The 6,029-nt window shown below is 65.9% G+C and carries 4 protein-coding genes; 1 reads left to right on the forward strand and 3 read right to left on the reverse strand.

Annotated features, from left to right (window positions below; all coding sequences use genetic code 11):
• The 3 genes from AC1VAN_RS08215 to AC1VAN_RS08225 all read right to left on the reverse strand — a co-directional run.
• Positions 1-1,380 (reverse strand): efflux RND transporter permease subunit (locus tag AC1VAN_RS08215; RefSeq protein WP_480985606.1); only part of this gene is annotated, 1,380 nt, incomplete at its 3' end.
• 14 nt (positions 1,381-1,394) lie between these two features.
• A complete protein-coding gene (locus AC1VAN_RS08220; protein ID WP_025876844.1) occupies positions 1,395-2,660 on the reverse strand; it encodes an efflux RND transporter periplasmic adaptor subunit in 1,266 nt (421 codons plus the stop codon).
• Positions 2,660-3,316 carry a TetR/AcrR family transcriptional regulator gene (locus AC1VAN_RS08225; protein ID WP_099784744.1) on the reverse strand — a complete coding sequence of 219 codons (657 nt, stop codon included), beginning with the start codon at positions 3,314-3,316 and terminating at the stop codon, positions 2,660-2,662. The genes AC1VAN_RS08220 and AC1VAN_RS08225 overlap by 1 nt, the downstream gene beginning before the upstream one ends.
• Before the next feature lie 250 nt (positions 3,317-3,566).
• Here AC1VAN_RS08225 and AC1VAN_RS08230 point away from each other — a divergent pair.
• Positions 3,567-6,029 (forward strand): NAD-glutamate dehydrogenase domain-containing protein (locus tag AC1VAN_RS08230; protein ID WP_480985607.1); only part of this gene is annotated, 2,463 nt, incomplete at its 3' end.

The raw sequence follows: 6,029 nt of genomic DNA on the forward strand, positions 1-6,029 counted from the left end.
GCCCTGCAGGGCGGAGGGGATGAACACCGCCGCCAGCACGACGGTGATGGCCACCACCGCGCCGGTGATCTGGGTCATCGCCTTCTGCGTGGCCGGCTTCGGCGCCAGGCCTTCCTCGGTCATGATGCGTTCGACGTTCTCGATCACCACGATCGCGTCATCGACCACGATGCCGATCGCCAGCACCATCGCAAACAGGGTCAGCTGGTTGATCGTGAAGCCGATCATCCACATGCCCAGGAACGTACCCAGCAGGGCCACCGGGATGACCAGGGTCGGGATCAGGGTGGCGCGGAAGTTCTGCAGGAAGATCAGCATCACCAGGAACACCAGCAACACCGCTTCGAACAGGGTCTTGACCACTTCCTGGATCGAGATCTTGACGAAGGTGGTGCTGTCGTACGGCGAGAACCAGGTGACGCCGGCCGGGAAGCTGGGCTGCAGCTCGTCCATCTTGCCGCGCACCGCCTCGGCCACGTTCAGGGCGTTGGCGCCCGGCAGCAGCTGGATGGCGAAGGCACCGGTGGGCTTGCCGTTGTACTGGGTATCAAAGCCGTAGTTGTTGGCACCGAAGGCGACGCGGGCGATGTCCTTCAGCAGCACGCGCGAGCCATCGGCATTGGCGCGCAGGATGATGTTCTCGAACTCCTGCGGCGAGCTGAAGCGGCCTTCGGCCGACACCGTGGCGGTGAAGTGCTGGCCTTCCGGCGACGGGTCGGAGCCCAGCGCGCCGGCGGCGAACTGCACGTTCTGCGCGCGTACCGCCGCCAGCACCTGGCTGGCCGACAGGCCATAGCCCTGCATCTTTTCCGGGTTGAGCCAGATGTTCATGGCGTACTCGGAACCGAACTGCTGGGTGCTGCCGACGCCGGGGATGCGCGAGACCTGGTCGAGCACGCGCGAACCGACGATGTCGTTCAGTGCGTCACGGTTGATCGTCGGCGTATCGGACTGCAGCGCCACCACCATCAGGAAGCCGGCGTTGGCCTTGGCCACCACCACACCCTGCTGGGTGACTTCCGAAGGCAGTCGCGGCGTGGCCAGCGAGACCTTGTTCTGCACCTGCACCTGGGCGATGTCCGGATCGGTACCGGTCTCGAAGGTCAGGGTGATCGACGCGCGGCCGTTGGAGGCCGATGAGGAGCTGAAGTACAGCAGGTGATCGATGCCGGTCAGCTGCTGCTCGATCACCTGGGTGACCGATTTCTCCGTGGTATCCGCACTTGCACCCGGGTAGGTGGCCGAGACGGTCACCTGCGGCGGGGCGATGTTGGGGTAGGACTCCACGCCGAGGTTGAGGATCGCGATCACGCCGCTGAGCGAGATCAGGATCGCCACCACCCAGGCGAAGACTGGATGTTCGATGAAAAATTTAGGCATGACGGAAGGTCCCGTTACTGCTTGTTCGATTCGGTGGCGGCCGGCTCGGCCTTGTCGGCCTGGTCAGCCTTGGCCGGTGCCTTGGCGTCGGCCGGAGCTGCGGCAGGCGCGCCCGGAGCAGCACCGCCGGCGGCAGGCTTGCCGTTGGCGTCCTGGCCCGGGGTCCACGGCTTGGCCGTGGCCGGCGTGCCTTCCTTGACCTTCTGCACGCCGGCGACGACCACCTTGTCACCCGCGGCCAGGCCCTCGCTGACCAGCCAGTTGCCGTTCTGCGCGCCGTCGGTCTTGACGTTCTTGCGGACGACCTTGCCGTCGGCACCCACCACCATCACATAGCCGCCGTTGGTGTCACGCAGCAGGGCCTGCTGCGGCACCAGGTAGGCATTGTTGCGCTCGCCCAGGTTGGCCTGGAAGCTGACGAAGGCGCCCGGCAGCAGGATCTTCTGCGGGTTTGGCAGCACCGCGCGCAGCGACACCGCGCCGGTGGCCGGATCGACCGTGGTCGAGGAGAAGTCCAGCGTGCCCGGCTCGCTGTAGGTGCTGCCGTCGGCCAGCTTGACGTTGACCGTGGCCTTGCCGTCGCCGGACAGGGCCAGGGTGCCCTTGGCCTGCTGCGCACGCAGCTGGGTCAGTTCATCCACGCTCAGCGAGAAGTTCACGTACAGCGGGTCGAGCTGGTCCACGGTGGTCAGCAGGGTCACATCGCCCTGGCCCACCAGCGCGCCTTCGGTGACCTGCTGCTTGTTGGCCACGCCACTGATCGGGGCGGTGACTTCGGTGTAGCCCAGGCTGATGCGCGAGGACGTGACGGTGGCTTCGGCCTGCTTGACCGCGGCCAGCGCGGTGCGCTCGGCCGACTCGGCATTGTCCAGGTCGGCCTTGGACACGAACTTCTGCGGCGCCAGCGAACGGGCGCGGTCAGCGGCGACCTTGGCGTTGGCGTAGGTCGCGCGGGCCGAAGCCAGCTGGGCCTCGGAGGCGTTGAGCGAGGCGCGCAGGGGCGCCGGGTCGATCAGGAACAGGGTCTGGCCCTGCTTGACCTCGCTGCCTTCCTGATAGACGCGCTTGAGCAGCACGCCGGGCACGCGGGCGCGCACATCGGCGCTGCGGAACGGCGACAGGCGACCGACCAGCTCGCGCTGCAGCGGCAGGGTCTGCGGCTTGGCGTCGATCACGCCCACCTCCGGCGGTGGGGGCGTCGGCTGTTCCGGCTTCTTGCAGGCAGCTACGGCGACAGCAACGGCGCACGTCAAGGCAAGGGTGCGGAGTGGGGCGGTCATCAGGAGGAACTCCGGGGTTGGTTTGAAGACGGGGCCGGCGAGGGCTGCGGCGCGAACGCGCGCAGGAAGCCATCGACGGAGAACTCTGCCCAGCGCCGACGCAATGCAGCGTCATCACGATGGGGGGTATGGAAGCGCTGTTTGTCGAAATCCTGACCGGCAATCATGCTCAGCAGCAGTTCGGCCATGAAGTGCGGGTCGTCATGCCGCAGCAGCCCGCGACTGCAAACGGTTTCAATCCATTCAGCAAGATGAAGTGTCAACGCGCCGGCGCCATGCCGGTACAGCGTACGCGCCTCTTCGGGAAACTGTGCTGCATCGGCGGCGATCAGGCGGCAGGCCTGGCCGACGTGGGGCTGGTTGAAGTGCTCCAGGAAGTCGGTGGCGAACTGCAGCAGGCTGCCACGCAGGTCGTCACCGCGGAGTGCACGCAGCATGGCCCCGGTGGCGTGGCCGACGTGGCGCTGCATGACCCGCCGCAGCAGGGCCTGCTTGTTGCCGTAGCGCGAGTACAGGGTCTGCTTCGAGCAGCCTGCATGCTGGGCGACCGCGTCCATGCTCATCTGCATGCCCTGTCGGGCAAGCAGTTCGCGCACGGCGTCGAACACGCGCTCATCACGCGCGTCGAGGGCGACAGGAAGGTAGGCCGGATTCACGCGGTGGACTATACCGTCCAGTTCAGGATTGTGGAATCGCGCCGATGTTGCCGCATGTGTCTTCCGGTAACACGTTTTGCCGATCCTGTCGGCAACGCTGTGCGACCGCGACGCCCATACCGGTGCGAACTGAATAGGGCGTCTAAACCGCAGCAAACCCGAATCTGGTTATTCCGTCCTGCAGCAAGGCCTTTTCGTGCGGTAGGGCTACAATTTCATTTTCCCAACTGAGCAAGCGCGCCGCTCTGCCATGAAACCGCAAAAAACCGCAGCCAAGACCGTGAAAAACAAAAGCAAACCAGTTGAGTCGGAGGTCGCAGTGACCGCTGGTTTCTCCCTGGAGCCGGTGTACACGGCCTTGCGCAAGCGTTACCCCGCGGCCGCCCAGGCCGAGGCAGTGGCATTCGCAGCCGATTTCTACAAGCGCATGGAGGCCGACGAGTTCCCCCATCACAGCGCTGAGGAGTGGGCCGCGCTCGCAGCCGAAACGCTGGAATTCGCCCGTGCCCGCAAGGCCGGCAAGGCCAATGTCCGCGTGTTCAATCCGACGGCGAAGGCCAACGGTTGGGAATCGCCGCACACCGTGCTGCAGATCATCAACGACGACATGCCGTTCCTGGTCGACWCSGTGACSATGKCGCTGGCCGAGCATGGCGTGGGCGTGCATGTGCTGGGCCACCCGGTGCTGCATTTCACCCGTGACAAGGCCGGCAAGCTGACCAAGGTCGGCGAGGGCCAGCTGGAATCGGTGATGCTGCTGGAGATCGACCGCCAGCCGGCCGAAGCCATGGCAGACATCGAGCAGGCCATCAACAAGGCACTGGATGAAGTGCGCGCCATCGTGCGCGACTGGCAGCCGATGCAGGACAAGGCGCTGGCGCTGGCCGACGACCTTGGCAGCCGCCAGCTGCCGGTCGACGCTGCCTCGCGCAAGGAAGCACAGGAATTCCTGCGCTGGGCCGCCGACAACCACTTCACCTTCTTCGGCTACCGCGAGTACCGCGTCGAGAAGCAGGGCAAGGAAGACGTGCTGGCGCCGCTGAACGACACCGGCCTGGGCCTGATGCGCGGCAAGGACAAGTCCGCTGCACGTCCGGTCAAGACCCTGGCCGCGCAGGGCCTGAACACCACGTCCGGGCTGAAGGACGCGCTGATCCTGACCAAGACCAATGCCCGTTCGCGCGTGCATCGTGCCGGTTACATGGATTACATCGGCGTGCTGGAATTCGACGCCAAGGGCAGGATCATCGGCGAACAGCGCTTCCTCGGCCTGTTCACCTCCAGCGCCTACAACCGCCGCCCGTGGGAAATCCCGCTGGTGCGCCAGCGCTACGAACACGTGATGAAGCAGTCCGGCCTGGCCGGCTCCAGCCATAGCGGCAAGGCCCTGCGCCACATCCTGGAAACCCTGCCGCGCGAAGAACTGTTCCAGTCCAGCGAGGACGAACTGTTCCGCACCGCGATGGGCGTGCTGGGCCTGCAGGAGCGCGTGCGCAGCCGCCTGTTCCTGCGTCGCGACAAGTACAGCCGTTTCATTTCCGCGCTGGTCTACCTGCCGCGCGAGCGTTTCAACACCGACGTGCGCCTGCGCATCGAAGCGATGCTCAAGGAAGCGCTGCACGGGGAGTACGTGGACAGCTCGGTGGTGCTGGGTGAATCGCCGCTGGCCCAGGTGCACCTGATCGTGCGTCCGAAGCCGGGCGAAATGCTCGATGTCGACACCGCCGAACTGGAACAGAAGCTGGCCCAGGTGCTGCGCAACTGGCAGGACGACCTGCGCGAAGCGCTGGTCACCCGCCATGGCGAAGCCGAAGGCCTGCGCATTGCTGCGCGTATCGGCAAGGCGCTGCCGGCGGGTTACATCGAAGACAACAGCACCGCCGTTGCCGCCAACGATGTCAGCCAGCTCGACGCGCTGACCGGTCCGGACGACCTGCGCCTGAGCCTGCAGGCCGTGCCGCGCGAATCCGGCGATGGCCTGCGCCTGAAGCTGTATCGCCAGCTGGATGACATCCCGCTGTCGGACGCGCTGCCGATGATGGAAAACATGGGCCTGCGGGTGATCGCCGAGCGTCCGTACCGCCTGTCGGTGGACAACGCGCCGGTGTACGTGCAGGACTTCGAGGTAGAGTCGACCGCTGGTGCGATCGATGCGGCCAGCGTCGATGAAGCCTTCGGTGAGACCTTTGCCCGCGTCTGGCACGGCGATGCCGAGAACGATGGCTTCAACCGCCTGGTGCTGGCTGCCGGCCTGCACTGGCGCCAGGTCGCCATGCTGCGTGGCTACTGCAAGTACCTGCTGCAGACCGGCGTGCCGTTCTCGCAGGCTTACGTCGAAGGCACCTTCACCCGCTACCCGTTGCTGGCACGCCTGCTGGTGGAACTGTTCGAAGCCCGCTTCGATCCGGCCACCGGCCATGAAAGCAAGGAAGACATCGCCGCCGGCCAGGCGCAGCTGAAAGCCCACCTCGAGGTGCTGGCTGCCGGCGACGAGGCCACCCTGAAAGTGCTCAAGACCGTGGTCGACGCCCGCAAGGGTGACCGCGATGCGCAGATGCAGGCCGCGCGCGAAGCGCTGCTGAAGCTGATGGACCGCGTGTCGAGCCTGGACGAGGACCGCATCCTGCGTTCCTTCATGGGCGTGATCGATGCGACCCTGCGCACCAGCTACTACCAGACCGATGCCAATGGCCAGCACGGCCATGTCATCAGC

This window comes from Stenotrophomonas sp. 05L44_2 (assembly GCF_056665995.1).

Bases quoted from the DNA above. Each gene is read 5' to 3' on its own strand.
- AC1VAN_RS08220 (WP_025876844.1), bottom strand. From the start codon at position 2,660: ATGACCGCCCCACTCCGCACCCTTGCCTTGACGTGCGCCGTTGCTGTC.